The organism is Enterobacter sp. R4-368 (genome assembly GCF_000410515.1).
In the GTDB taxonomy this organism is placed as follows: domain Bacteria; phylum Pseudomonadota; class Gammaproteobacteria; order Enterobacterales; family Enterobacteriaceae; genus Kosakonia.
In genome coordinates this window covers 625,035-650,400 of the sequence record NC_021500.1, presented here as the reverse complement: position 1 = coordinate 650,400, position 25,366 = coordinate 625,035, and the positions used below count along the sequence as shown (strand labels likewise).

The window sequence follows — 25,366 nt, the reverse complement described above, 5'->3', positions numbered from 1 at the left end:
GCCGGAAGCGATAAAGTAACCAGGATGTTGCCAATAATTTTCTGCAAAAGGGATTGATGACAGGCAGACCGCCAGCGCGGGGTGGTCTGCATAAAGGTATTCAAAATGATAAAGGTGCTGAAAAAAGGCGTTTCCATATATATAGCAGCGTTATTATTATCTTTTGCTTTTTTCTATATTGTTGCGCAAGTCGCCTACTATGCTTTTATCCAGGAAAAAGTAGAAGATTATGCCGAATCGATACTTGCCCGCAGCGATAATATTATTCTTCAGGTCCGCGAAATCAACGCATTACGCGAAGAGTTTTCCGTCTACACTCCGTGTAGCGATCCCTATTTGCACGCGTTAAGAAAACGCTTATGGCCTTATCCGCTGATCAAAGATATTGGCTATGTTGAAGACGGCAGAATAATCTGTTCCGCGCTGTGGGGGAAATATGCTGCGCCGTTGTCTCTCAATGTGTTCAAAAACAAAGTGAGCAGAGGCAGTTATACATGGGTGTTTGATGCACTGATTGAGAGCAATATCACTGCGGATGTCGTTTATAATAATAATTTTTCTGTTACAGTGTCACCTTTCGCTTTCACCCGTTTTCGCGAAGATTCTATCCGCTGGGGTTTTAATGCGGTGGTCGGAGACTACAACCACAAACAACATTTTTTCCGCGTAGGCAATAATACATCGCTGCTCGAAAATATAGAGCATGGTAAAGTGCATGAACTCTTTTTTATTACTGAAAAGTCATGTGATGCGCGGCATGATATCTGCGTTGTGGCTGGCGTCAGACACTCTTTCGTGTTTAATAACAACGGCTATATTCTTCTTTTCCTCTTTTGCGTCGCCTCGTTGGTGGGGTTGATTATTGGCGCGTTAATCAATAAAAATCAGCATGAGAACCAGTCATTATTAACCCGATTAGAAAATGCCATTATTAATAAAGAGTTGCATTTTGTTTATCAGCCGCTTTACCGGGTAAAAGATAAAAGTATCATCGGTGTCGAAGTGCTGTTGCGCTGGAATGATAAACAAATGGGAAATATCGGCCCGGATATTTTCATTCCGCTGGCAGAAGAAAATGGCTTGATTAATAAGATAAGTCTTTACGTTGTTGAACATGCGATCAAAGAGTGTGGTGCTGCGTTGAGAGAAAAAGATATCACGCTAAGCATAAACGTCAGTTGTTCAGATATCTGTTCAAAAACGTTTTATCAGCGGCTTATCGATACCCTGCAACAAGAAGGCGTGGCAGGGAAACATATCATGCTGGAAATCACTGAAAGGCAGAGTGGTCGCATAGAAGATATTATGCAGTCAATATGTTTATATAAAGAGCATGGTGTGTTATTTGCGCTGGATGATTTCGGTACCGGTTATTCCAATTTAAAATGGCTGTCCATGCTGGATGTAGATGAAATAAAAATTGATAAATCAATAACGGATTCTATCGGTACACAGTCCATTAACCGCCATATTCTGCCTGGTCTTATTGCGATGTTTAAAGATATGCCACGCATTATCGTTTTCGAAGGCGTCGAAAATGAAGCGCAGCATCTTTTTTTGCAAGGCAATTTGCCGGAATCCTGTGCACAGGGCTGGTATTTTTCCAAAGCATTAGCTTTTTCTGAGATAGAAAATCTTCTGGCACAGGTAAAACAAATGGGTGAATGCGCCGTTGAGGGCGCTGACAACAACGTCGCCGTGATGGCACCCTGACAGCGAAACGGCTCTGCTACCTGAGGCGGCTCTGTTTTTACAATCAATGGGTAACGCTCTACACTGGTGGGCAGTTTCCCCATTGGATGTCCCGGATGACGACACTTAAAAGTAATAATTTCTTTTTTATCATTCTGTTATTACTGGTCAGTCTGGCGTTTTTCAGCCTGATCCAGCCTTACTACTCCGCCATTATCTGGGCGGTGATCCTGGCGCTGATTTTTTACCCGCTGCGCATGCGTTTATCGGCGCTGCTCGGTGGGCGCAACGGCGTGGCATCGCTTATCACCGTGTTGCTGATCTGCGTGATTGTCTTTATTCCGTTGATGATGGTGCTCTCCTCGATCGCCGTGGAGGTCAATAGTCTGTACCAGCGGTTGCAGAATAACGGCACCGATTTGCCGCAGTTGTTAAGCGACGGGATCGCGCATCTGCCGGAGTGGGCAAAAAATTCGCTGCGTGAAAATGATTTCGATTCGGTCGCCGCGATCCGCGAAAAACTCTCCGGCGTGGCGCTGAGCGTTGGGCGCTATCTGGCGGGCAGCGCGGTACTGATCGGCAAAGGCACGCTGGGAATTACGGTCGGCTTCTGTTTGATGGTCTATTTACTGTTCTTTTTACTGAAAGATGGCGCAGAACTGGTGCGCAAAATCTACGACGTGGTGCCGCTGTCGGCGACCATCAAACGCCGCCTGTTTCTGAAATTCGCCGGTGTGGCGCGCGCAACGGTAAAAGGCACGCTGGTCGTGGCCATTGTGCAGGGGGCGCTGGGCGGTATCGGTTTCTGGTTTGCCGGGTTCAACGGCAGCCTGCTGTGGGCGACGTTAATGGCGTTTTTGTCGCTGATCCCGGCAGTGGGGACGGCGATTGTCTGGGTCCCGGCGGTGATCTTTCTCTATTCAACCGGCGAGCTGGTCACGGCGACTGTTCTGACACTCTACTTCGTGATTGTGGTGGGGCTGGCTGACAATCTGTTGCGCCCGCTGCTGGTGGGAAAAGATACCCGCATGCCGGACTACCTGATCCTGCTTACTACGCTCGGCGGGCTGCAGTTCTTTGGCATTAACGGTTTTGTGCTGGGGCCAATGATTGCCGCGCTGTTTATTACCTCATGGAATTTGCTGGCGCAGTCGCGGGCGAATACAGAAAAACAAGCGTAATAATATTTAAAAACGCCGTCTGGAAATTTATGGCGGCGTTTTTGTTTGTCGTAAAGAAGTGCAAAGACTTTGAGTAAAATCTTAGCCTGTGATAAAAAAGGGCGGTGTTTAACTACTGAGGACAATTTATTTCCGCTACGATGAGAAGCAATTTGCGGATAATTGTAATTATATGGACATTCTGTTCAGCGTCTTAAAACCTGATTCTTCCCTCCCGTTTTCTTCCTGCTGCCTGCTGGCAGATGACCAGTACTGGCGCTCTGCGCTGTAGTTTTCTCTCTGCCTGAGCTGGCACGTTGTGCCCGGCTGACATCGTTGTTTTTCCGGTTTCCCGTCGTTCGGTAAGCCGCAGGAAAGTATGTTCTCAAGCAGGAGAAAAAAATGATTTACTGGATTTTATTAGCCCTGGCGATTGTTGCTGAAATAACCGGCACGTTGTCGATGAAATGGGCAAGTATTAGTGATAGTCACACCGGTTTTATTTTAATGCTGGTGATGATTGCACTGTCGTATATTTTTCTGTCATTCGCGGTTAAAAAAATAGCCCTCGGCGTGGCGTACGCATTATGGGAAGGCGTTGGCATATTCATAATTACTATTTGTAGCGTCTTTCTTTTCGATGAACCATTATCGACGCTGAAAGCCGCCGGTCTGGCTACGCTGGTACTGGGCATTGTGTTGATCAAATCCGGGACGCGCAAAGCCGTGCGTCAGGAGCGTAACCATGCTGCAGTTTGAGTGGGTTCACGGCCTGTGGCTGGCAATGGCGATTGTGCTGGAGATCGCAGCGAACATCTTTTTAAAGTTCTCAGACGGTTTTCGCCGCAAGTGGTATGGTTTCGCTTCCCTTTTCGCTGTGTTAGCGGCATTTAGCGCCTTATCGCAGGCGGTGAAAGGTATCGATCTCGCGGTGGCGTATGCACTGTGGGGCGGGTTTGGCATTGTCGCCACGCTCGCCGCCGGCTGGGTGCTCTTTGGGCAGCGCCTGAATTATAAAGGCTGGCTTGGTCTGGCTCTGCTGATTGTCGGTATGACACTGATAAAACTCGCCTAATGTTAAGTTGCCCACGTTTGTGGGCAATGAAATTCGCGGGCGGTATCAGGCTTAGGATACTATCTCCCCACACCTCTGTTTCCCTCGACACCAGTAAGGGACGGCCAATGTTTAATCCGTTAAGCTGGCGTAATCTCCCCACGGCAAGGACGCTGTTTGTCATGCTCTTTATGGCCGGCATCGGACTGATTGTTTCCGTCGTCGCGCTGCTTTATCTTTCGCTGCACCTCATTAGCACCAAGGCCAATGAAATTGATGAACACCGCACCGCGCTGTCTGTGCAGGGGGCGATTCAGACGGCGGTAAACCGGACCCGGTCGCTGGTCATTGATAACGCTGTCTGGGATGAAGCGGTTAAGGAAGCGTATCGTCCTCAGCTGGATAGCGCATGGTTATACAGCACCTGGGGTTCGGGTTTTAAAATCAATAACCTGTACGACGGTACCTTTGTGCTGGATGAGAAGTTCGCCGTGCTGTGGGGGGCGTTTCGCAGCCAGCCTTTTACCGGGCCTAATCTCGCGTTTTTTGGTGACGGACTGGCCGCGCTGATTCGTGATAACAGCGAGCCGCTGCGCGCGGGAAAAGAGGTTTTCGCGGGGATCACCCGCACCCGCGAAGGGGTGGCATTTGTCAGTATCGGGCTTATTCGCCCGGCGAGCGGGCGGCTTAACGTTTATGACGAGACGCGCCGCTACCTGGTGATCACCCGCCATCTCAATGCGAAGCTCCTCAGCGATCTGGGAACGACCTTTCAGATTGATGACTTGCGCTTGCAGGCGCGACATGCCGGCGTAGCCAGCATACCGCTGCGCGGTTCGGCAGGTGAAACGCTGGGATATCTGAGCTGGACGCCGCATTTACCCGGCGCGGAGGCCGCGCAGGCGGCAGCGGCCAATATCCGCCAGATAGCCGCGTTAGCGGCGGGGTTGATCCTGCTGTTTATCGCCCTCAGCAGCGCCGGGCTTTACAAACTGGCGCGTGGGGAAAAGCTGGCGCGCAAAATCGCCCTGACGGACTGGCTGAGCCGTTTGCCTAACCGCCGCGCGCTGATTGAACATCTCGATAACCTGAGCGCAATGGGCGATCCCGAAATGATCAGCGTGGTGTTTATCGATCTCGACGGCTTCAAAGACGTGAATGACATATATGGCCACGATGTTGGTGACCGGTTGATTGTGACTATCGCCGATACGCTACGGCAGAAAGTGCCGACCGGCGGCATGCTGGCGCGAATGGGCGGTGATGAATTCGCCATGACGCTCAGCGGCCCGTGGTCACTGGAAAAAGCCGACGATTTTGCGCATAACGTGTTGCGCTACCTTGAGATGCCCGTGCGCATTGGCAAACGTACTATCCATATTGGTGCCAGCATCGGTATTGCCAGCGGTACGCTGCTGGAGTGCTCCAGTTCAGAGTTGTTTCGCCGCGCGGATATCGCCATGTATCACTCAAAAATTACCGGCAAAGCGCGAATGACCCACTATGACGCAGAGCTGAACAGCGCGCGTGAACGGCAATTAATGATTGAGAATGACATCCGTGACGGACTGGAGCGCGATGAGTTTGATGTCTGGTATCAACCGATTGTCGACGCGCAAAGCCAGACGATGATTGGCGTTGAAGCGCTGGCGCGCTGGCCGCGCCGCCCGGATGGCGAACTCAAGCCGGATGACTTTATCCCGGTCGCCGAAACCAGCGGGCTTATCTACGCACTCGGACAGTTTGTGCTGCGCCGCGCCTGCAGCGATTTGCAGCAGCTTAATCATCTGAAATTGTCGGTTAATATCTCACCTGCGCAATTTCGCGACCCGGAATTTGAAGACAAAGTGGCGCGGGTGCTGGAAACCTGCCTGTTTCCGGCGCACCGCTTACAACTGGAGGTGACGGAAACCTACGTGCTGGAAAACCCGGAGCGCGCCCGTTCGGCCATCGCCAATCTGAAAGCGTTGGGCACGGCGGTTGCGCTGGATGATTTCGGGACGGGTTATTCGAGTATTGGTTACCTGCGGCGCTTTAATTTCGACACCATCAAAATTGATAAATCGCTGGCCGGGCTGGTGGATGACGATGAACAAGCCTCGGCGCTGGTGAGCGGTACGATCCGTATTGCCAGCGCGCTGGGCATGCAGGTGGTGGCGGAAGGTGTGGAAAACGAGAAGCAGATGAAGCTGCTGCGGCTGGCCGGCTGCGACCAGCTGCAGGGGTACTATTTCAGCGAACCGATGCCGATTAAGGATATTTTGCAGTTACCTTTGCTGCGAAAGGGCTGAATTACTCGTCTGCCTCTTTTGCCAGCGCTTCCAGTTTGTCACGAAAACCGGTAACCGAAATGGCGCGGTTGTCGGCGCGCCAGCGATCTTTCGCCGCCGGCGCCGAGCTTTGCACGGCAATCAACTGCCAGCCCGCATCGGTTTTTAACATCAGTGGCGAACCGCTGTCGCCGGGCAGCGTATCGCACTGGTGTGACAATACGCTATTTTGCGCCCAGCCGGTGACGACACAATCCTGGTGGCTGAACAGGCTATCAAGATGATCTTCCGGGTAGCCCGCCTGCGTGACTTTACGGTCGGTCGCTTTTAATGCGGCGGTGAGTTCATCTTTATCGCCGACAAAGATCGGCAGCGGCGTAATGCCGGAAGGGGGATACCGTAACACGATCAGCCCGAAATCCCAGGGCGCGGCAGAAGAGGGAACAATCCAGCCATCGCCGTCGGCTTTCAGGCGGTGGCCGAGCGACGGATCGACACGGCCTTCGATACCGTGAATTTCATACCGCCAGCTGCCTCGTTGCGAAACAAAGCGCAGCGCTACGGCTTTGTCCGCTTTGCCGCGCGGCGGTGTTAACAGGCAGTGCCCGGCGGTTAATGCCAGGTGCGGCGAGATAAGCGTAGCTGTGCACAGATTGCCGCTGGCGGTTTCCAGCTGACCAATCGCATCCCACGGCGCTTTGGTAGGGGTAGTAACAGACACCCTGTCATCATGACCAAAAAAGAGCGTTTTCACATCACGGGCGCTTATCGCGTCATCGCCGCCATCGTCAGCATGTCCAACAGCGGAAAACAAAAACAGCGGTCCCAGCAACAGCACAACGGTTTTTCGCATATCACACTCTGGTGGGGTAATTATGATTATTAACGTAAGCCCAGGTAAACAAATATAGACGGGACGAGCAGAAAGTGGGAGTAAAATCAGCGTGCTACATTAATAAAGATAAAAGCGGACGGCAATCAGTGCGCAGATGATTAACATCGCCAGAATGACTTCAAAACGATAACGTCGCAGCATCATAGGCCCTCCAGAGAAAAACGGCGCTTCACCCTAAGGGTTCAGCGCCGACTTGTCACAGCGTTCTGATACGAACGCCGGTATCAGACACGTTTACTTATGCAGCCGGTTGTGCAGCCGGTTTGGTCGCAGTGTGTTTAACGTGTTTTTTGTGGTGTTTTTTCGCAGCCTGAGCTTTCTGCTCTACAGCTGGTTTAGCTGCTTTTTTGTGATGTTTTTTCACTTTTGCGGCCTGAGCTTTCTGCTCAACGGCTTTTTTGTGTTTTTTGTGCACTTTTTTAGCCGGTGCAGCTTTAGTGGTGGCAGCCGGTGCAGCGGTCGTTGCTGCCGGAGCAGCAGCCGGAGCCTGGGTAGAAGTAGCGGTGTCAGCAGCGAAAGCAGCAGAAGACAGACCCAGAGCAGCGGCAACAACCAGAGCTAATACTTTTTTCATTCCGATATCCTCGAATTGGTTTCTTCATTCAACCCCACTGCGGGGCCGTTGAAAGAACTATATCCCTGTAATTAAACGCCTTCCGTGAGTGATTGGTTTCGGCGTGTAACGTAATGTACAGAGCGAGGAACCACGCCGGAACTGCCGCTCCGGCGCGGGTGTATCAGAGGTAACGGCGGAGAAGATGCTGGTGGAAATAGTCGGCGTTTAGCGCTTCGCCGGTGGCATTCTGAATAAGCTGCGCGGTACTGAAGCGGCTGCCGTGCTGCCAGATATTTTGTCGCAGCCAGTCAAAGAGCGCCGTAAGATCGCCTGCGGCAATCGCCTCATCCAGCCCTGGCAGCGCGGTTCGCGCGGCGTGGAACAGTTGCGCGGCATACATGGCACCGAGTGTATACGACGGGAAATAACCAAAGCCGCCATCGGTCCAGTGAATGTCCTGCATACAGCCGTTGCGGTAGTTGCCTTCGGTGGAAAGCCCCAGCCAGGCCTGCATTTTTTCATTCCACAACCCCGGAATATCGTCAACCTCAATCTCGCCGTCGATCAGCGCGCGTTCAATCTCATAACGCAGGATCACATGCGCCGGGTAACTCACTTCGTCCGCATCGACACGGATATAACCCGGTTTTACGCGCTGGTTCCAGGCGACAAAGTTGCGCGCTTCAAACGCCGGTTGCATCCCGAAACGTTCAATAATGGCCGGTTGCAGACGGCGCAGGAAAGCCTCGCTGCGGCCTAACTGCATTTCAAAAAACAGGCTTTGTGATTCATGAATCGCCGTGGAACGTGCCAGCGCAATCGGCTGCCCCGGCCAGCTGCGCGGCAGATTTTGTTCATAACGCGCATGGCCGGTTTCATGTACCACGCCGAACAGCGCGCTCAACAACTCATTTTCATCGTAACGCGTGGTAATACGAACATCTTCCGGAACGCCGCCGCAGAAAGGATGGGCGCTGACATCGAGCCGCCCACCGTTAAAGTCGAAACCGAGTTCCTTCATCGCCTGCAAACCCAGTTCGCGCTGGTCGGCAATCGGGAACGGCCCCTGCGGTGCTATCAATGCTTGCTGCTCCTGTTTTGCCACCGCTTTTTTCAGCAGATCCGGCAGCCAGGATTTTACTTCGCCAAACAGTTCATCAAGGCGGGCGCTGGTCATATCCGGCTCGAATTTATCCAGCAGCGCATCGTACGGTGAACACCCTTTCGCGGCGGCCCGCAGTCTGGCCTCTTCACGCGCCAGTTTAACCACCTCTTTCAGGTTGGCTGAAAAGCCTGTCCAGTCATTGGCCGGACGCTGTGTGCGCCAGGCGTGCTCACATTTGCTGCCCGCCAGCGACTGCGCTTCAACCAGCGATTCCGGCAGCAGTGCCGCTTCCTGGTAGTGCCGTTCAATTTCGCGCAGGTTGGCCTGCTCAATATCGTCCAGATCTTCTTGCCGCGCGTTGGCGATCCACTCGCCCACCTGTTTATCGGTCAGGATCTGGTGGCGCAGGACACTTAACTCTGCCAGCGCTTCGCCGCGTGCTGCGCTACCGCCTGGCGGCATCATGGCAAACATATCCCAGCTGGCAATCGAAGCGAGGTGTGAAAAGCGCGACAGGCGCAGGAAAGTGCGGGTGAGCTGGTGATAGTTATGCTTGTCCATAATGCCTCTGATTTTTAGCGTGTGATCGTGTAACCACCTAAAAGTAGTAGTTATTCAATACTTTTCCTGAACTGTATCATAATAGGAATAATCTATTTAAATAACCAATACCAACGCGTAACGCAGTAATATTATGAATCCTTTTGTCTGGGTAATATTTGCTCTGCTGGCGCTTGATGCGGTGCGGGAATTAATGGGCGCGGCGTCGATTTTGAGTCTGTTTTAACACACACAAGCACAGAGTAAAAAAAAAGCCCTGCATGCGCAGGGCCGTTAACTATCGCGGCATCAGTGCAGGCGAGAGTGGAGCCTGCTTCCTACCAGGATAGCAATCACCAGCATGGCGGCGATAAAACCGCCGACGCCGTTCCAGCCATAGCTGTGCCAGAACACGCCGCCTAATGTCCCTGCCACGCTGGAGCCGAGATAGTAGCTAAATAAGTAGAGCGACGAGGCCTGGCCTTTGGCGCGTCGCGCGCGCGGGCCAATCCAGCTACTGGCAACGGAATGGGCGGCAAAGAAGCCTGCGGTAAACAGCAGCATACCGATGAAAATCAGCCCCAGCGTTGAGAACAGCGTGAGCAACAACCCCAGCAGCATGATGGCGGTAGCGCCAACCATCACCGGCCCGCGCCCGTATTTATTGGTCATCACCCCGGCTTTCGGCGAACTCCATGTGCCCGTCAAATAGGCAACGGAAAGCAGCCCCACCACCGCCTGGCTCAGCATCCACGGCGATTGCATCAGGCGGTAACCGATGTAGTTAAACAGGGTGACGAACGAGCCCATCAGCAAAAAGCCTTCCAGAAACAACAGCGGCAATCCCTGGTCGCGCCAGTGCAGGCGGAAATTGATAAACAGCGTTTTTGGCCGCAGCGAGGTCGGGCGGAAATGGCGTGATTCGGGCAGGATCCGCCAGAACATCAGTGCGGAAGCCAGCGCAAAGCAGCCAATCACCGCCAGCGCGATACGCCAGTTAAAAAAGTCGGTAAACACGCCGCTCAGCAGGCGTCCGCTCATGCCGCCGATGGAGTTGCCGCTGATATACAGCCCCATTGAGAAGGCAACAAAACTGGGGTGGATCTCTTCGCTTAAATAGGTCATGCCAACGGCCGCAACGCCGCTGAGCGATAACCCAATCAACGCGCGCATCACCAGGATGCCGTGCCAGCTGGTCATCATGGTTGACAATAATGTGCAGCACGATGCCAGCAGCAGCGCGGTGACCATCACTTTTTTTCGCCCGATGGCGTCAGAAAGCGGGCCGGTAAACAGCAGACCAATCGCCAGCATGGCGGTGGAGATCGAGAGGGAAATACTGCTGCTGGCCGGAGAGACCCCAAACTCCTGTGACAGCACCGGTAAAATGGGCTGAACACAGTACAGCAGGGCGAATGTCGCTAACCCGGCGGAAAAGAGCGCCAGCGTGACGCGCATAAATTGGGGTGTACCACGTTTGATAAATTGTCCCGGCAAAGAGACTGGTTTTTCGTCGACGACGCTTGCCGGCCCGGTGTCAACGGTTGTTGTACGACTCACTGGAGATCCTTAACGTTTTATACCCGTGATTTTGGTGACGGGCTTACCACGTCGCTAAGGGTATGAAAGTGGCAATATTCTGTCTAATATATTAATAATCTCAAATAATATGTATTAAATATGAATATTGAACTGCGTCATTTACGTTACTTTATTGCCGTTGCCGAGGAGCTGCATTTTGGTCATGCGGCGGCGCGGCTGAATATCTCGCAGCCGCCGTTAAGCCAGCAAATTCAGATCCTTGAACAACAAGTTGGTGCGCGCTTGCTTGCCCGCACCAACCGTAGTGTGTCACTCACGCCTGCCGGGCGGCAGTTTCTGGCAGATAGTCGGCAAATTTTAAGCCAGGTCGATGAAGCCGCCGCACGCGCCATGCGACTACACCAGGGGGAAACCGGGGAGCTGCGCATTGGTTTTACCTCCTCCGCACCGTTCATAAAAGCGGTCTCCGACACGCTCTCTTCGTTCCGCCAGCGTTACCCGGATGTACATATCCAGACACGCGAAATCAACACCCGCGAACAAATTTCACCGCTCAATGAAGGGCTGCTGGATTTGGGACTGATGCGTAACACGCCGTTGCCGGAGACGCTGGCCTGGGATGTGATCCTGCGTGAGCCGTTGCTGGCGATGATCCACAAAGATCATCCTTTAGCGGCGCGTTCGGCGGTGTCGCTGGTGGAACTGGCACAGGAGCCGTTTGTCTTTTTCGATCCGCATGTTGGTACTGGTCTGTATGACGAGATCCTCGGCCTGATGCGCCGTTATCAGCTGGCGCCAACGATTACGCAGGAAGTGGGCGAAGCGATGACCATTATCGGCCTGGTGGCGGCCGGGTTAGGGGTGTCGATTTTACCGGCGTCATTCCGGCGTGTGCAGCTAACGGAAATGCGCTGGGTGCCGATTATTGAAGCGGATGCGGTATCAGAAATGTGGTTAGTCTGGTCAAAACATCATGAGCAGGGCAGCGCTGCCGCCCGCTTTAAGCAGCAGTTGATCACCGCTGCTGACGGATAAATTTTGCACATAAGTCATTGCAAAATGTGCTGTAAATCACACGCCGGGGTAAATATTTGACGGCGACCAGTGAAGTGTTTCACCATAGCCGAACGTTTATTTCGAAGCGTGAAAATAAGGGAGTCAGAGGTGGTTGCTGATAGTCAGCCTGGGCATATTGATCAAATAAAGCAGACCAATGCGGGGGCGGTATACCGCCTGATTGATCAGCTTGGCCCGGTATCGCGCATCGATCTCTCACGCCTGGCGCAACTTGCTCCGGCCAGTATTACGAAAATAGTACGTGAAATGCTCGAAGCCCACCTGGTGCAGGAGACGGAAATCCAGGAGCCTGGCAGCCGCGGGCGTCCGGCGGTCGGGCTGGTGGTTGAGACCGAAGCCTGGCACTACCTTTCTTTGCGCATCAGCCGGGAAGAGATCTTTCTTTCCCTGCGCGATCTGAGCAGCAAACTGGTCGTCGAAGACCGCCTTGAGTTAGCGCTGGTGGATGAACTACCGCTGCTGGATCGCATTATTCTGCATATTGACCGCTTCTTTACCCGCCATCAGAACAAACTGGAACGTTTGACCGCCATCGCGATTACGCTGCCCGGCATTATTGATACCGAAAATGGTATCGTTCATCGCATGCCCTTTTATGACGATGTTAAAGATATGCCGCTGGGTGAAGCGCTGGAAAAGCACACTGGCGTGCCGGTGTATGTCCAGCATGACATCAGCGCATGGACGATGGCCGAAGCCCTGTTTGGCGCGTCGCGCGGAGCAAGGGATGTGATCCAGGTGGTTATCGATCACAACGTTGGGGCGGGGGTTATTACTGACGGGCGCTTGTTGCATGCGGGAAGCAGCAGCCTGGTGGAGATTGGCCACACGCAGGTTGATCCCTACGGCAAACGCTGTTATTGCGGCAACCACGGTTGCCTTGAAACCATCGCCAGCGTCGAGAGCGTGCTGGAACTGGCGCAGTTGCGCATGAGCCAGTCAATGAGTTCGATGCTGCACCAAAAACCGCTGACCGTGGAGTGGCTCTGCCAGGCTGCGCAGCAGGGCGATTTATTGGCGAAAGATATCATTAGCGGCGTGGGTGCGAACATTGGACGCATTCTGGCCATCATGGTGAATTTGTTCAACCCGCAAAAAATACTGATTGGATCGCCGCTCAGCAAAGCGGCAGACGTGCTTTTTCCCGCCATTGCCGCGTGCATTCGCCAGCAGGCGTTGCCCGCATACAGCCAGCACATTAGCGTGGAAAGCACGCAATTTACCAACCAAGGCACCATGGCCGGTGCGGCGCTGGTAAAAGACGCGATGTATAACGGATCTTTACTTATCCGTTTGTTGCAGGGGTAACATTTTTACACTGTTGCCATAAAAATTGCGCTACCTCAATCTTGCCCCCAGGCAGTTACCTTAGACTTTCCCCACTGAATTATTTTCCTGGTTTATATTTTCGTAGAACAACGGTGGGATGAGTGATGCTTAAGCGTTTCTTTGTAACGGGTACAGACACTTCTGTCGGGAAGACAGTGGCGTCCCGCGCGCTACTCCAGGCGCTGGCAGCCAGTGGTAAAACGGTGGCGGGTTACAAGCCTGTTGCCAAAGGGAGCAAAGAGACGCCGGAAGGGCTGCGCAATAAAGACGCGCTGGTGTTGCAAAGCGTTTCGTCACTGGAGCTGCCTTACCAGGCGGTCAACCCCATCGCATTAAGCGAAGAAGAGAGCAGCGTCGCGCACAGTTGCCCCATCAATTACACCCTGTTATCGAATGGCCTGGCTGATCTCTGCAATCGCGTCGATCACGTGGTTGTGGAAGGCACTGGCGGCTGGCGTAGCTTAATGAATGACTTACGCCCGCTTTCGGAGTGGGTGGTGCAGGAGCAGATGGCGGTGGTTATGGTGGTGGGTATTCAGGAAGGGTGTCTTAACCACGCCTTGCTGACCGCGCAGGCCATCGCCAGCGACGGCTTACCGCTGATTGGCTGGGTGGCGAACCGCATCAATCCGGGGCTTGCGCACTATGCCGAAATTATCAATGTGCTGAGCAAAAAACTTCCCGCGCCGCTGGTCGGTGAATTGCCGTATTTGCCGCGCCCGGAACAGCGTGATCTGGCGCAATACATCAATCTGCAAATGGCGACTGGCATGTTAGTTGCCGACCGTATTCTGGCCTGACGCGGGCCGTTCGTTCACAGCTCGCTGTTCCTGTTTCTCCGCTTATACTCTTTATTGCATTTGATGCAAAAGTAGACAATTTAAGCGGAGAATCTTATGAGTATATCCCTATACAGTAAAACGCCCCAGGTTGCGGTGCTGGATAACCGTGGCCTGGCGGTGCGCGACATCACGTATCACCGCCATCCGGAAACGCCGGACACCACCGACGAGCGCATCACCCGCCATCAGTTTGATGCGCGCGGTTTGCCGTCACAAAGTGCCGACCCGCATCTGTATGCCGCCGGGCGGGCGAATTTCAGTTATGTCCCCGACCTGAACGGCGCGCCGCTGCGCACGCAAAGTGCCGATGCCGGAACCACGGTTGCCCTGAATGACGCCTCCGGGCGGGCGTTTTTGCTGGTCAGCAATATTGGCTCAGGGAATGACCGTAGTGCCGCCATCACCCGCACTTTTCAGTATGAAGGTGCAGGCCTGCCGGGGCGGTTGCTCAGCATTACCGAGCAGGTTGCCGGCGACAGCGCGCGCGTCACGGAGCGGTTCGCCCGGGGCGGTCATTCCGCAGATGAACAGAGCCACAATCTTGCCGGTCAGCTTGTCAGCCACTACGACCCGGCAGGTTTGCTCTCAACGACCAGCATTTCCCTGAGCGGCGTGCCGCTTGCCGTCACCCGCCAGTTGCTTCCGGACGATGCCGAAGCAGACTGGCAGGGCGCGGATGCTTCCGCGTGGAACGACCTGCTGGCGGGCGAAACCCACACCACAACCAGCACGGTGGACGCCGCCGGGAATGTACTCACCACCACCGATGCGAAAGGTAATATCCAGCGCGTGGCCTATGACGTGGCAGGGCTGCTGAAAGGCAGCTGGCTGACGGTGAATGGCGGTTCCGAGCAGGTAATTGTGAAATCCCTGACCTGGTCCGCTGCCGGGCAGAAGCTGCGCGAGGAGCACGGCAACGGCGTGGTGACCACATATTCGTATGAAGCGGAAACGCAGCGCCTTGTTGGCATTAAAACGGAACGTATGACACCGGCAAAAGTGCTGCAGGACCTGCGCTACGAGTACGACCCGGTGGGCAATGTGCTGGTCATCACCAGTGATGCTGAGGAGACGCGTTTCTGGCGCAATCAGGAAGTGGTTCCCGAAAATCACTACGCCTACGACAGCCTGTACCAGCTGGTCAGCGCCAGCGGACGCGAAATGGCAAATGTGGTACAGCAGAACAGTAACCTGCCTGATGTCACCTCCTTCGATAACGCCACGTACACGAACTACTCCCGCACTTACAACTACGATAACGCCGGTAATCTGACGAAAATTCAGCACAGCGCGCCCGCATCCGGCAATAACTACACCACCAGCATCACCGTATCCGACCGCAGCAACCGGGCGGTAATCAGCACACTCACCGAAAACCCGGCGGATGTGGAGGCGCTGTTCACTGCCGGTGGTCAGCAGAAACAGCTTTTACCGGGGCAGAGCCTGCTGTGGACGGCACGTCAGGAACTGCAGCAGGTCACGCCCGTCACCCGCAGTGGTGCAGCGGACGACAGCGAACGTTACCGCTACGATGCCGCCAGCCAGCGCATCGTGAAAATCACCTCGCAGCTGACCGGCAACGGCACGCAGACCAGACGGGTGGTTTACCTGCCGGGTCTGGAACTGCGCAGCAGCGCAGCCGAAGAATTACAGGTGATAACCGTCGGCGTGGCCGGACGCGCGCAGGTGCGGGTGCTGCACTGGGAAAGCGGGCAGCCTGAAGGCATCAGCAATGACGCGGTGCGCTACAGCTACGACAACCTCACCGGCAGCAGCAGCCTCGAAGTGGACAGCAGTGGCGAACTTATCAGCCAGGAGGAGTATTACCCGTTCGGCGGCACGGCGTTATTCACCTCGCGCAGCCAGCTGGAGGCGGATTACAAAACGATTCGTTATTCCGGCAAGGAGCAGGATGCAACCGGGCTTTATTACTACGGCTACCGCTATTATCAGCCGTGGGCGGGACGGTGGCTCTCGGCTGATCCGGCAGGGTCGGTGGATGGATTAAACCTTTTCAGAATGGTACGAAATAACCCAATGACTCTGAGTGATAGTGATGGGAAATTTTCTTTCTCTTTCTCTTTCTCTTTCTCTTTCTCTTTTGAATCTAAAATTCAGCACACTATTAAAAAAGCAACGAAATTTCTTGAAGGCGCTCTCGATACTTTGAATGAGGGAAAATCAACGGCTATTACTGAGGTTGCAGAAGCATTATATGGAAACGCCTCCGCACAAACAATCAATATCTGGAAGTCAATGATAGAAGGTGCTATTTTTTACGCCAGGGAGTTTGATGCCTCAAAAAATGCGAAAATTATTGATGATGAAAATATTGTTGCAAGAGTAAATAAGGTTGCTTCGATTGAATATACTAAATATATACAAACTCTGGCGAGAGCGAAATCTCTGGATTTGGATGTAAAAGAAAAGAAAAACAAAGTTTCTGAAATTAATAAAAATTACAAGAATTTAAAAAATTTGAAATATATGGAATTTAACAAAGGAGCCATAAAAAAACATGAGGCACGCTTCGGAAAAAACTTTCCAGTAACCGCAGTCATTCATGAGTTTTCACATGCAGTGGCAAATACCAAAGATGTTATTTATGTAACCGCATATAAGGAAAAGCCTAATGAATTAAGTTATCATCCGCTTTATTTACTTGCCAGAGGGGAAGTTCCTGAAGAACAGCAAACTACGTTTTACCAGGCTTCAGTACAAGACTATGAGCGTTTAGCTCAAACAAATGCTGATACATTTGCACATGCAACAGCTTTGCTTTTTTACTCAACGCAAAAAAACAGGGATAAAAAAGAATTATATAGACAGTTTGTGAACCAAAAAGCGCGTAACTTCAGGCGCCCAAGTGTAACGCATTAATTTATTATAATGATACCTCTCTAGCCACACTACATACTGGTGGTTAGAGAGACGTTCGTATAAAAATGGCGGGACATATCTGATGGTTGACCATTTTATGAAGATCGTTTGTGTACTGATATAACGTAAAGTTCCTGATTTCTATTTTATTAGTGCAAAGCTTATTTTTTTCAGGCGTTGTTTTAAGTCTCGATGGATGGATTTTTGGCTATATTTTGCGTAGTTTTGCGGTATTTAGTTAGATGATTTTCTAGTGAGCAGGTTAAATATTGGAAAGAGGCGCTATTTTGTAGCGGTTGCTAAACCCATGCTTTAATAAAAAACATGATTGCGAATTACTGCATAGTTTTCACATAAAATGCAATATCTCTAATTAGTCATTTATAAACGTTGAAGCATAAAGAATATTTTTGACATGACAAATGGCGTGTGGTGGATAATCATTCACCATTTCTTTAAAACGGAACGTCTTAAGACGTTCCGTTTTGTATTTTTAGCGAAACAGCGGTTTTTGCGCCATCGGAATAAGCAACTGCGATTGTCACTCCGCGAGCGCAAGCCGCGCAAGTTGCCCCAGTGCGGTGAAAAACGGGTGATTTATCTGCCGGGACTGGAACTGCGCAGCAGCGCGGAAACTCTCAAGGTGATAACCGTCGGCATTGCCGGTCGCGCACAGGTACAGGTGCTGCACTGGGAAAGCGGCCTGTACACCGGTTTCGCCAATAATCAGATTCGTTACAGTTACGACAACCTCACCGGCAGCAGCAGTCTGGAAATAGACAGCAGTGGCGAGCTAATCAGTCAGGAAGAGTATTACCCGTTCGGCGGTACTGCGTTATTCGCCGCGCGCAGCCAGCTGGAGGTGGATTACAAAACGATTCGTTATTCCGGCAAGGAGCAGGACGAAACCGGGCTTTATTACTATGGATACCGCTATTACCTGCCGTGGACGGGTAGATGGCTTTCCGCAGATCCGACAGGCACGGTGGACGTGCTGAATCTGTTCAGGATTGTACAGAATAACCCAGTGACAATGCACGATCCCGACGGAATGGCACCAGCAAATGCCTGAGCGTTGGATACAGCAACGCGTCTTCATGAAGAGCTCGGGCACTACGAAGCTGCACGGTTATTCCTGATTACGACTGGATCATATTCGGGGTCAGGGTCATATAAAACATTACTAACATCGCGGTGTATTAATCAATGGGGAGCAGGTCACCCGTATTATCCGGTAGCGGATCCACAATCACCGGGTTTGGCAGCACTGGCTGCATCTGATTACCGGTGTTCGGCGGCGTATTTACCCCCGAATTATCCGCTGTCCAGATGATGGTGATGTGGGCTTCGTGCAGTAACAAACATGCAGAGAGAAGGGGAGAATGATGAAAGAACGAGCGGAATCTGTTTCCGCTCACCTGTTACTGAACGCATGAGGACAAGTTATGAAAGATGTGCGCTTATATCCTCTTACGACGCTTTGCGGAGTACATCACCTCGTCGCTCTCTTTAAGCATCTCCCCCAGCGACTGGTAACGACGCGCGTCACTATGCAACATTCCAAAGGAATAATTAATGTTGTACGGCTTACCCGATTTTTTGTTGTACTCATCCACACTCTTGCGGAGATTGTTCAAGAAAGCATCAGCATGAGCCTGCTGCGTAACGAGAACGGCGAATTCATCCCCACCAAGACGTCCTACGATATCTCCGGCACCAAGATGTTGGTGCAACAGCGCTGAGAATACTTTTAATACTTCATCACCTTCAGCGTGCCCCCATAGATCGTTGATAGGTTTGAATCTATCCAGATCAAAAAAGATAAGGCTAAATGCCGCATTATCTTTAGCAAGGCTGCGGAATCGTTTTTCCCCCGTCCTGTAAAAGCCACGACGATTAGCGATACCTGTCAGGCTATCTGTCATGGCCATTCCAATCACCCTGAATTCATCTTCCAGAATAAAGGCTAAATCCTTGAGTGAGGCAATATCATCGTCGTTAAAGCCACGGGGGGTGGTATTGATCAGACAAAGCGTACCTGCTACCTGTCCATCAGGCAGATGTACCGGGTAGCCTGCATAGAATCTGATGTAAGGCTCACCCGTCACCAGAGGGTTATCATGGAAGCGTTCATCATTAGCTGCGTCGTTAACAATAAAGGGGCCTTCCTGCAAAATGGCATGACCACAAAAAGAGATGTTACGGGGCGTTTCCTTAATACCCAGCCCCTCACATGCAAGCAACCATTGGCGCTCGCGATCAAGCAGGCTTATTAGTACGACAGGCACCTGGAAGACCTTTTTTGCAAGGCGAGTTAAACGATCAAAACGTTCATCGGCACCTGTATCAAGCAGGTCTGCCAGATGGAGAGACTTTAATCGTTCTTCTTCATTTTCGGGGATTCCTGGAAATTTCATACGGCCTCGCAGAGATATACTTGCTTTATGCCAGCTACGTTGACTGCATCCAGACTGGCTGAGCCTTCCACGTCATTAGAACAATATAGTTCAAACGATAATTGACCGCCTGCTTGCTACGCGGCGCACGACATGTGATCACGCCTGCTTTTCTCCTGTCGCAGCCTTTCAGCTCACAACCCCCTCTTTTAGTAGAAAGTTAAACATCACTGAATCGCTGACAAAACGTCGGGTTGGTGGGGGTGGGGTGCCAGCATAACCCGTAGCGATTCAATGAGCGGTTGTCAGGGCATTTTGACTGTTGACCCTGACCCCGAATATGATCCAGTCGTAATCAGGAATAACCGGCTTCATGTTGGCTGCATATTCTGGCAACCGGCAGACTTCTCAGCGAATTCGGACGGGGTCATCCAGCCCAGTGCAGAATGGGGACGCCTCTGATTATAGTGTATGCGCCAGGCCTCGATTTTGCACCGCGCATCCTCCAGGGACATGAACTAGTTCGCGTTCAGACATTCCTGTCGCAGCAAGCCATTGAACGGCTCCACCGTGGCATTGTCCGTCGGTGTTCCCGGTCGGGAGAAATCGATACGGATCCCTCGTTCATACACCCATTTACCTAGCATTTTCCCTGCAAATTCAGAGCCGTTATCGGTTTTCAGCAACTGTGGTAAGGGACGTCTGAGCGCAGTGGTGTTCAGCATTTCCGCAACCTCCGTTGCGCGCAGATTCTGGCTAACGCAGATCCCCAGACATTCGCGTGTGAACAAATCGATAACCGTCAGCAGACGCAGCCGGCGGCGCTGCGCCGACTTATTACGATGGGGACGTTTGAGACGCAGGGACAGGCCCTGCTCGCTGTAGAGTCGGTAAATGCGTTTATGATTCTCCCCCCAGCCCTCCCGCCTGAGCATGACGTGAACCCTGCGGTAACCATAGTGAACCCGGGTTTCGGTTATCTCGCGGATACGCAGGCGCAGGGCGCTGTCATCGGCCGCCACAGAGCGGTAGCGGAAAGAGCTGCGGCTGATCCGTAGCGCAAAACAGACCTGCCTCTCACTGGCACTGTAGTGTGCCTGCGGGCCCCGGACCCATTCGCGCAGACGCGCCAGCGTCAGCTCTTTTTTGCCAGCACATCCTGCAGCATGGTCTTGTCGAGGCTCAGATCGGCCACCCGTTTCGTCAGCCGCAGGTTTTCCTCTTCCAACTGACGCATGTGCTTCAGTTCTGAGGGCGAAATCCCGCCATATTTCTTGCGCCACGTATAGAACGTGGCATCGGAAATACCCAGCTTACGGCAGACCTCCGGCACGGACGCCCCCAGTTCCGCTTGCTTCAGGGCAAAACAATCTGCTCTTCGGTGAATCGTGATTTTTTCATCGGCCCCACTTCCGTATAGGGAGTGTAGATCATGCCGGCATTCTGTTTCTGAATGGCGCAGGATTTCGGGTCAGGGTCAAGGGAATTTCCACGCCGTCTACCAACGGCTAAAAAGATGGGGCTGAAATATGGTGAGCAGGCTGCAGTGGAATTATATACTACTAAGAGTTACGCTCTTATTAATCAGCGCCTTAGAACAGGTGATTTAAGTCAGAAATAGCATAAAGTTTTAAAGCGGGAATTTATAAATTGGGATTTATTAAAAACAAATTTCTTTTCTGGGGGGCTTTTAATAAAAGCATGACATTGTTCGAAAATTCCTTAAAGTCTGATTTGGCGAAACATCCAACAAACGAAAAAATATGGCCGACTCCTTTTTCGTGGTATTGGCTTTGATTATCCAGAAGGTGCTAAGGATGAAGCGCTGTATTCAACGGTTGGTAATGAAATTGAACAGGAAAATTACGCCAGCGCATCAATTGGGTTGCCTTTTTTAAACACGCATCTTCTTATCCTGGATGCTCCAGCAGCTGCCAGGGGGCATTGGATTGCACCATCATCAGCATTACCGCATGAGGGTGAGGTTTTATTCCCGTCGGGAATAAAATTTCGCATAGCAGACGTTGTAAAATCGAATGGGTTCAAGCGTGCCCATTTCATGGGCTCTTTCTTGATAGATATCATCCCCCTCCATTTCTGGAGAAGAAACCAGAATTTATCGCGGCTGAAGCGAACTATAAATATATTAAAAAATATATTTATACCGCAGTGATTCCTGCTGCGTAATTCTACTGATAGTTGGTTATCTTGTTGGGGTGATTAGCTATATTTAGTGGTGTTGTTAATATAAAATGACGCGGGAAATATGAGTCGTGATATTTAATTAATGTTGATCGACAGCTGCTTTTGTATAGGACTCACCCCTGGTGAGCCAGATAATACATATAAATCAAATCCGACAAACTTTGCAGAGGCCGTCAACTATACTTTCGGTGACCATTTTGGTTGCCTAACATCTAACGGAGTATTCCATGAGTCTTTCCCTTTACAGTAAAACCCCGTCGGTCACGGTGCTGGATAACCGTGGCCTGGCGGTGCGTGACATCGTTTATCACCGCCATCCGGAAACGCCGGACACCACCGATGAGCGTATCATCCGCCATCAGTTTGACGCGCGCGGTTTACCGTCACAAAGTGCTGACCCGCGTCTGTATGCCGCCGGGCGGGCGAATTTCAGTTATCTCCCCGACCTGAACGGCGCGCCGCTGCGTACGCAGAGTGCCGATGCCGGAACCACGGTTGCCCTGAATGACGCCTCCGGGCGGGCGTTTTTGCAGGTCAGCAATATTGGTCCAGAGAATGACCGCAGCGCCGCCGTTACCCGCACTTTTCAGTATGAAGCAGCAGACCTGCCGGGGCGGTTGCTCAGCATTACCGGGCAGGGAAAAGTCACTGAACGATTTATCTGGAGTGGGAATTCAGTGGATGAACAGAGCCACAATCTTGCCGGCCAGCCTGTCAGCCACTATGACCCGGCAGGTTTGCTTTCTACAACCAGTATTTCCCTGAGCGGCGTACCGCTTGCCGTCACCCGCCAGCTGTTGCCGGACGATACCGACGCAGACTGGCAGGGTGCGGATGCTTCCGCGTGGAACGACCTGCTGGCGGGCGAAACCCACACCACAACCAGCACGGTGGACGCGGCCGGGAATGTCCTCACCACCACCGATGCCAGAGGTAATATGCAGCGCGTGGCCTATGACGTGGCGGGGCTGCTGAAAGGCAGCTGGCTGACAGTCAGTGGCGGTTCCGAGCAGGTAATTGTGAAATCCCTGACCTGGTCCGCTGCCGGGCAGAAGCTGCGCGAGGAGCACGGCAACGGCGTGGTGACCACATATTCGTATGAAGCGGAAACGCAGCGCCTTGTTGGCATTAAAACGGAACGTATGACACCGGCAAAAGTGCTGCAGGACCTGCGCTACGAGTACGACCCGGTGGGCAATGTGCTGGTGATTACTAATGATGCTGAGGAGACGCGTTTCTGGCGAAATCAGAAAGTGGTTCCCGAAAATCACTACGCCTACGACAGCCTGTACCAGCTGGTCAGCGCCAGCGGACGCGAAATGGCAAATGTGGTACAGCAGAACAGTAACCTGCCTGATGTCACCTCCTTCGATAACGCCACGTACACGAACTACTCCCGCACTTACAACTACGATAACGCCGGTAATCTGACGAAAATTCAGCACAGCGCGCCCGCATCCGGCAACAACTACACCACCAGCATCACCGTATCCGACCGCAGCAACCGGGCGGTGCTCAGCACGTTTACGGAAAACCCGGCGGATGTGGAGGCGCTGTTCACTGCCGGTGGCCAGCAGCAACAGCTTTTACCGGGGCAGAGCCTGCTGTGGACGGCGCGTCAGGAACTTCAGCAGGTCACGCCCGTCACCCGCAGTGGTGCCGCGGACGACAGCGAACGTTACCGTTACGACGCCAGCAGCCAGCGCATCGTGAAAATCACCTCGCAGCTGACCGGCAACAGCACGCAGACCAGACGGGTGGTTTATCTGCCGGGTCTGGAACTGCGCAGCAGCGCCACAGAGGCGTTACAGGTGATAACCGTCGGCGTGGCCGGACGCGCCCAGGTACGAGTGCTGCACTGGGAGAGCGGGCAGCCTGAAGGCATCAGCAATGACCAGACTCGCTACAGCTACGACAACCTCACCGGCAGCAGCAGCCTCGAAGTGGACGCCAGCGGCGAGCTTATCAGCCAGGAGGAGTATTACCCGTTTGGCGGTACGGCGCTGTTTGCCGCGCGCAGCCAGCTGGAGGCGGATTACAAGACCATCCGCTATTCAGGTAAAGAGCAGGACGCCACCGGGCTGTATTACTACGGCTACCGCTATTATCAGCCGTGGGCGGGACGGTGGCTGAGCGCGGATCCTGCGGGGACGGTGGACGGGCTGAATCTGTTCAGAATGGTTCATAATAATCCGGGCAGTTATATAGACAATGGTGGTAATGCTAGTTCCAGTGTCAATTTAATTTATGGTACAGAATCCTCAAGAGAAGAATACCTTAAGATAAGAGGGGAAAGTGGGCATTTAAGAATAGATTCGCTTAATGTCGCATTTAATATTGACTTTAAAAATTTACATGAAACTGCCCCCAAAATTAAAAAAGGGCTTCCAGTAGGTTCCGCGAATATAAAAAGCCTACAGAAAGAAAATCCTGCATTATCGGACGATTATGCTAAGCAATTATTAAGTAGTTGGTCTGCGTTTTTAAAGAAAAATTATAAATATTTTTCTTTATCAGAGTATATGAAAGCGAAGAGTAAAAAAAATACGTTGCTGCAATCGTTAGCGAAAAACTACAGGGACGACCAGGGAAACTTATTTACTCGAATAGGCGTCGTACAAGTGCCGTTTAAAGAAGCAATGGAGGATTTTGCGAAAGAGTTTAAAAAAAGCGATAAAGCCGGCTATAAGAAAATGGAGAGAATCGATAACATGCAAGGCGCTAAGTTTAATCTGGAAATGGTTTCTTATGCTCTAAAAAATGTTTTTTTCAGAAAGCTTTCTAAATTAGGGCTGGACTGGGTATATAGCGGTAGTTCGCCGATTAAAGAGGTGGATTTTATGATGTTCTTTGATGGCAGTCGTGTTGAATCTGAGGATTATAACAAAAGACCATGGGCCAATCTTGAAAAAAGAAGGAAAAACGAAGCTTTTGATCCTATAACCTTTTCTGAAATAAGGCATGTGGTGAGAAAAAAATATCCTGTTAATAAAATTTATAGTGCCGATTAAATTTTGCACTGCCATGATAGCCTCCCGGAGTTAATCAATGATTCAGGGAGGCATACTTGTTTTTACGTTTCAGGCATTAGACACGAAACAGGCACTCTGTGGAAAATACACAGCAGCCTGGCTTTTACTGTTAGTACCCGATGTACAGGATCTTTTCTGCTTTTAGATTTTCCTCAGCGCATCTGAAATAGATGCGTTAGCGAAACAGCGTTTTTTGCGCCACCGGAATAAGCAACTGCTCTTGCCACTGCGCCAGCGTTAATTGCGCCAGTTGCCCGAGTGCCATGAAAAAAGGGTGCTGCGCGTTATCACAGAACTCGGCAAGAAACCGCCCGCTCCACGGCAGCAGATGCCAGGCCAGTAATTGATCGCAGGTGTTGTTTTTGCCTTGTTCCACCAGCCACGCCGCCATCAGCAGCAAGGTGCCGAAGTGATCTTCCGGCTCGTTTTGCCCGCTATTGAACGCAATATTGTTGTCGCGCATCCACTGGCGCAGCGCCAGCGTCGAGTCGCCAAATAACACGCTCTCTTTATCCAGCCAGACCGAACCCCACGGCGGCGCGGGTAGCGCCCACGGGCCGATCAACAATCGTTGCCAGGCCTCATTTAGCGGCTCGTCACATGGTTGCGCAAACGCCTCTGCCAGCGGAATAAGCGCCTCTTGTGGTAAAGGCCACTGTTCCAGCCACTCGCGACTGCGTAGCGCGGCGACGAGCGGCGCGGAGGGTTCGCTCTCCGGCGGATAGTAAAAAAGGGCGCCCAGCACGCGGGCGGTAAAAATAAAAGACTCGCGGGTTGCGTCCGTCATGCTT

At 52.1% G+C, this 25,366-nt stretch carries 19 protein-coding genes and 2 pseudogenes; 12 read left to right on the top strand and 9 right to left on the bottom strand.

The window, feature by feature from the left end:
• Positions 1 to 105: 105 nt before the first annotated feature.
• From H650_RS02945 to H650_RS02925, 5 genes are all read left to right on the top strand, one after another.
• Positions 106 to 1,713 carry an EAL domain-containing protein gene (locus tag H650_RS02945; RefSeq protein WP_016496223.1) on the top strand — a complete coding sequence of 536 codons (1,608 nt, stop codon included), beginning with the start codon at positions 106 to 108 and terminating at the stop codon, positions 1,711 to 1,713.
• A gap of 95 nt (positions 1,714 to 1,808) precedes the next feature.
• Positions 1,809 to 2,873: an AI-2E family transporter gene (locus H650_RS02940; protein ID WP_016496222.1), complete on the top strand. Its 1,065-nt coding sequence runs from the start codon at positions 1,809 to 1,811 to the stop codon at positions 2,871 to 2,873.
• A 381-nt stretch (positions 2,874 to 3,254) separates the two neighbouring features.
• Positions 3,255 to 3,611 (top strand): multidrug/spermidine efflux SMR transporter subunit MdtJ, encoded by a 357-nt coding sequence (gene mdtJ / locus H650_RS02935; protein ID WP_016496220.1) that lies wholly within the window; start codon positions 3,255 to 3,257, stop codon positions 3,609 to 3,611.
• Positions 3,598 to 3,927: a multidrug/spermidine efflux SMR transporter subunit MdtI gene (gene mdtI / locus H650_RS02930; RefSeq protein WP_016496219.1), complete on the top strand. Its 330-nt coding sequence runs from the start codon at positions 3,598 to 3,600 to the stop codon at positions 3,925 to 3,927. Before mdtJ ends, mdtI begins: the two co-directional genes overlap by 14 nt.
• Before the next feature lie 107 nt (positions 3,928 to 4,034).
• Positions 4,035 to 6,197 (top strand): putative bifunctional diguanylate cyclase/phosphodiesterase, encoded by a 2,163-nt coding sequence (locus H650_RS02925; RefSeq protein WP_016496218.1) that lies wholly within the window; start codon positions 4,035 to 4,037, stop codon positions 6,195 to 6,197.
• 1 nt (position 6,198) lies between these two features.
• On the opposite strand, the gene H650_RS02920 is transcribed toward H650_RS02925, so the two are convergent.
• From H650_RS02920 to H650_RS02910, 4 genes are all read right to left on the bottom strand, one after another.
• Positions 6,199 to 7,029 carry a trypsin-like serine peptidase gene (locus tag H650_RS02920; protein ID WP_016496217.1) on the bottom strand — a complete coding sequence of 277 codons (831 nt, stop codon included), beginning with the start codon at positions 7,027 to 7,029 and terminating at the stop codon, positions 6,199 to 6,201.
• A 99-nt stretch (positions 7,030 to 7,128) separates the two neighbouring features.
• Complete coding sequence (gene ydgU / locus H650_RS26190) at positions 7,129 to 7,212, bottom strand: small membrane protein YdgU (protein ID WP_455428442.1); 84 nt, start codon at positions 7,210 to 7,212, stop codon at positions 7,129 to 7,131.
• A gap of 97 nt (positions 7,213 to 7,309) precedes the next feature.
• Positions 7,310 to 7,645, bottom strand: coding sequence for an acid resistance repetitive basic protein Asr (gene asr / locus H650_RS02915; protein ID WP_016496216.1), 336 nt, complete (start codon positions 7,643 to 7,645; stop codon positions 7,310 to 7,312).
• A 163-nt stretch (positions 7,646 to 7,808) separates the two neighbouring features.
• Entirely contained in the window at positions 7,809 to 9,293 is a 1,485-nt protein-coding gene (locus tag H650_RS02910) for a carboxypeptidase M32 (RefSeq protein ID WP_016496215.1), read from the bottom strand.
• A gap of 133 nt (positions 9,294 to 9,426) precedes the next feature.
• On the opposite strand from H650_RS02910, the gene H650_RS25880 reads away from it, so the two are divergent.
• Positions 9,427 to 9,519 carry a KPN_01571 family protein gene (locus H650_RS25880; RefSeq protein ID WP_016496214.1) on the top strand — a complete coding sequence of 31 codons (93 nt, stop codon included), beginning with the start codon at positions 9,427 to 9,429 and terminating at the stop codon, positions 9,517 to 9,519.
• 62 nt (positions 9,520 to 9,581) lie between these two features.
• On the opposite strand, the gene ynfM is transcribed toward H650_RS25880, so the two are convergent.
• A complete protein-coding gene (gene ynfM, locus H650_RS02905; RefSeq protein WP_016496213.1) occupies positions 9,582 to 10,832 on the bottom strand; it encodes a multidrug efflux MFS transporter YnfM/SxtP(Kp) in 1,251 nt (416 codons plus the stop codon).
• A 120-nt stretch (positions 10,833 to 10,952) separates the two neighbouring features.
• Here ynfM and ynfL point away from each other — a divergent pair, with 120 nt between their 5' ends.
• The 5 genes and pseudogenes from ynfL to H650_RS02880 form a co-directional block, all read left to right on the top strand.
• Positions 10,953 to 11,849 carry a multidrug efflux transcriptional activator YnfL/SxtR(Kp) gene (gene ynfL, locus H650_RS02900; protein ID WP_016496212.1) on the top strand — a complete coding sequence of 299 codons (897 nt, stop codon included), beginning with the start codon at positions 10,953 to 10,955 and terminating at the stop codon, positions 11,847 to 11,849.
• 129 nt (positions 11,850 to 11,978) lie between these two features.
• Positions 11,979 to 13,199, top strand: a complete 1,221-nt coding sequence (mlc, locus tag H650_RS02895; RefSeq protein ID WP_016496211.1) for a sugar metabolism global transcriptional regulator Mlc — start codon at positions 11,979 to 11,981, stop codon at positions 13,197 to 13,199.
• 125 nt (positions 13,200 to 13,324) lie between these two features.
• Positions 13,325 to 14,020: a dethiobiotin synthase gene (gene bioD / locus H650_RS02890; RefSeq protein WP_044489367.1), complete on the top strand. Its 696-nt coding sequence runs from the start codon at positions 13,325 to 13,327 to the stop codon at positions 14,018 to 14,020.
• Between the two features lie 96 nt (positions 14,021 to 14,116).
• Positions 14,117 to 16,942 (top strand): RHS repeat protein, encoded by a 2,826-nt coding sequence (locus H650_RS02885; protein WP_016496209.1) that lies wholly within the window; start codon positions 14,117 to 14,119, stop codon positions 16,940 to 16,942.
• A 586-nt stretch (positions 16,943 to 17,528) separates the two neighbouring features.
• Positions 17,529 to 18,002, top strand: a pseudogene (locus H650_RS02880) (RHS repeat-associated core domain-containing protein); the annotation flags it as partial.
• A 139-nt stretch (positions 18,003 to 18,141) separates the two neighbouring features.
• Here the strand turns inward: H650_RS02880 and H650_RS25640 are convergent.
• The 3 genes and pseudogenes from H650_RS25640 to H650_RS25115 form a co-directional block, all read right to left on the bottom strand.
• Complete coding sequence (locus tag H650_RS25640; protein WP_189660092.1) at positions 18,142 to 18,360, bottom strand: hypothetical protein; 219 nt, start codon at positions 18,358 to 18,360, stop codon at positions 18,142 to 18,144.
• Between the two features lie 42 nt (positions 18,361 to 18,402).
• Positions 18,403 to 19,359: a sensor domain-containing diguanylate cyclase gene (locus tag H650_RS02875; protein ID WP_016496206.1), complete on the bottom strand. Its 957-nt coding sequence runs from the start codon at positions 19,357 to 19,359 to the stop codon at positions 18,403 to 18,405.
• 350 nt (positions 19,360 to 19,709) lie between these two features.
• Positions 19,710 to 20,739, bottom strand: a pseudogene (locus H650_RS25115) (IS3 family transposase).
• A 1,031-nt stretch (positions 20,740 to 21,770) separates the two neighbouring features.
• Here H650_RS25115 and H650_RS02860 point away from each other — a divergent pair.
• Entirely contained in the window at positions 21,771 to 24,554 is a 2,784-nt protein-coding gene (locus H650_RS02860; RefSeq protein WP_016496202.1) for an RHS repeat domain-containing protein, read from the top strand.
• A gap of 196 nt (positions 24,555 to 24,750) precedes the next feature.
• On the opposite strand, the gene dmsD is transcribed toward H650_RS02860, so the two are convergent.
• Entirely contained in the window at positions 24,751 to 25,362 is a 612-nt protein-coding gene (gene dmsD, locus H650_RS02855; RefSeq protein ID WP_016496200.1) for a Tat proofreading chaperone DmsD, read from the bottom strand.
• Positions 25,363 to 25,366: the final 4 nt, after the last annotated feature.